Below are 2,783 nucleotides of genomic sequence, written 5' to 3'. Positions count from 1 at the left end.
GCTGCCAGGAGTTGGCAAATGAGCGGCGCGTCGTACCGCATTTCCGGCGCCGGCCGCTTCAGCCAAGCCAAGACCGCGCGTTTCAGCTTCGATGGCCAGTCCTATGCCGGCATCGAGGGCGACACGCTGGCCTCGGCGCTGCTCGCCAATGGCGTCCATCTGGTCGGCCGTTCGTTCAAGTACCACCGTCCGCGCGGCATCCTGTCGGCGGGCGCCGAGGAGCCGAACGCGCTGGTCGAAATCAGGCGCGACGCGGCACGCAAGACGCCGAACGTGCGCGCGACTGTGCAGGAGCTTTATGACGGGCTCGAGGCGCAGTCGCAGAACCGCTGGCCGTCGCTGTCCTTCGACGTCGGTGCGGTCAACGACATCGCGTCGCCGATGTTTTCGGCCGGCTTCTACTACAAGACCTTCATGTGGCCGAAGGCGGCATGGAAGAGCCTGTACGAGCCCAAGATCCGCGCCGCGGCCGGTCTTGGAGTTTCCCCGGACCAGCCCGATCCCGACCATTATTCGTCACGCTATGCGCATTGCGACGTGCTGGTGCTGGGCGGCGGTGCGGCGGGCATCGCTGCGGCATTGGCAGCGGCGGAGACCGGCGTGCGGGTCATCCTCGCCGACGAGCAGGCCGAGTTCGGCGGCAGCCTGCGTTTCGAGAGCGGCGCGAAAATCGACGGCCAGGACGGCTTTGCCTGGGCGCAAGCTGCCGTGGCGAAGCTCGCCGCGATGGACAATGTCCGCGTGCTCCCGCGCACGACGGCGTTTGGCTATTACGCGCAGAATTTCGTCGGCCTGGTCGAGCGTGTCAGCGATCATCTGAAGGCTCCCGGCCACGATCTGGCGCGCGAGCGGCTGTGGCAAGTCAGGGCCAAGCGCGTGGTGCTGGCCTCGGGCGCCATCGAGCGCCACATGGTGTTCGCCGACAACGACCGCCCGGGCATCATGCTGGCGGGTGCCGCGCGCACCTATCTCAACCACTATGGCGTCGCGGTCGGCAGGAATGTCGGCGTCTACACCGCCAATGATTCCGCCTATGCAGCGGCGATCGACCTGAAGAAGGCCGGCGTCAACGTGGCGGCGATCGTCGATCTGCGCGACAATCCGACCGGACCGGTGATCGACGAGGCGAGGGCGCTCGGCATCGAGGTCAATTTCGGCCGCGCGGTGATCCGCGCCGGCGGCAAGCTGCGCGTTTCCTCGATGACGGTGCAGCCGAAGAATGGCGGCGGCGAACGCATCATTCCAGTCGACGCGATCCTGATGTCGGCCGGCTGGACGCCGTCGGTGCATCTGTTCTCGCAGTCGCGCGGCAAGGTCGCCTTCAACGACGAGACCAAGCGCTTCGTGCCGGGCACCTATGCGCAGGATTGTGTCTCTGTCGGCGCCTGCAATGGTACCGACGGCCTATCGGCGACGGTCGACGAGGCCTATGCCGCGGGCGCCAAAGCGGCCAGGGATGCGGGCGCGAAAACCGCCAAGGGTACGAAGCCGAAGGTCGACACCTCGGAGAGCTGGTCGCGCGGCATGCTGGGTGCGGCTCCTGGCGCCGGGCCGGACACCACGGTGAAGGCGTTTGTCGACTTCCAGAACGACGTCACCGCCAAGGATATCCGCCAGGCGGTGCACGAAGGCATGCGCTCGATCGAGCACGTCAAGCGCTTCACCACCAACGGCATGGCCACCGATCAGGGCAAGACCTCCAACATGCACGGCCTGGCGATTGCCGCCGAGATGCTGGGAAAGCCGATCCCGGAGGTCGGCCTGACCACGTTCCGGGCGCCCTATACGCCGGTGACCTTCGGCGCCATCGTCAGCCATGCGCGCGGGCCGCTGTTCGACCCGACGCGTAAAACGGCGATCCATCCCTGGGCCGAGGCGCAAGGCGCGGTGTTCGAGGATGTCGGCCAGTGGAAGCGCGCCTGGTATTTCCCCAAGGCGGGCGAGGACATGCATGCTGCTGTCGACCGCGAATGCGTCGCCGTGCGCAAGACTGCCGGCCTGTTCGATGCCTCGACACTGGGCAAGATCGAAGTGGTCGGGCCGGATGCGGCCAAATTCATGGAGCTGCTCTACACCAACCCTTGGGAGAAGCTGGAACCCGGCCGCTGCCGCTATGGCATCATGCTGCGCGAGGACGGTTTCATCTATGATGACGGCGTCGTCGGCAGGCTGGCGCCCGACCGTTTCCATGTGACGACGACGACCGGCGGCGCGCCGCGTGTCATGAACCACATGGAGGACTATCTCCAGACCGAGTTCCCGCATCTCAATGTCTGGCTGACCTCGATCACCGAACAATGGGCTGTCATCGCCGTGCAGGGACCAAAATCCCGCGACATCATCGCGTCGCTGGTCGAAGGCATCGACATGTCGGACGAGGCGCTGCCGCATATGTCGGTGCGCGAAGGCAAGATCTGCGGCGTGCCGACGAGGTTGTTCCGCATGTCGTTCACCGGCGAGCGGGGCTTCGAGGTCAACGTGCCTGCCGACTATGGCCAGGCGGTCTGGGAAGCGCTTTGGGCCGAAGGCCAGAAGCATGGCGCCGCCGCCTACGGCACCGAGGCGATGCACGTGCTGCGCGCCGAAAAGGGCTACATCATCGTCGGCCAGGACACTGACGGCACGGTGACGCCGAACGATGCCGGTCTCGACTGGGCGGTCGGCAAGAAGAAGACCGACTTCGTCGGTATCAGGGGCATGGCGCGGCCCGACCTGGTCGCCAAGGGCCGCAAGCAACTGGTCGGCTTGAAAACGAAAGACCCAAAGGTGGTGCTGGAGGAAGG

At 66.0% G+C, this 2,783-nt stretch carries 1 protein-coding gene; it reads left to right on the top strand.

From position 1 onward, the window contains the following. Positions 1-18: 18 nt before the first annotated feature. Positions 19-2,783 (top strand): sarcosine oxidase subunit alpha family protein (locus tag ENZ74_RS27940; protein WP_127313153.1); only part of this gene is annotated, 2,765 nt, incomplete at its 3' end.

The sequence above is a fragment of the Mesorhizobium sp. M7A.F.Ca.CA.002.15.2.1 genome (assembly GCF_003998715.1).
Lineage (GTDB): Bacteria > Pseudomonadota > Alphaproteobacteria > Rhizobiales > Rhizobiaceae > Mesorhizobium > Mesorhizobium ciceri.
The sequence above is the reverse complement of the archived record's forward strand: the minus strand, read 5'-3'. Positions and strand labels throughout refer to the sequence as shown.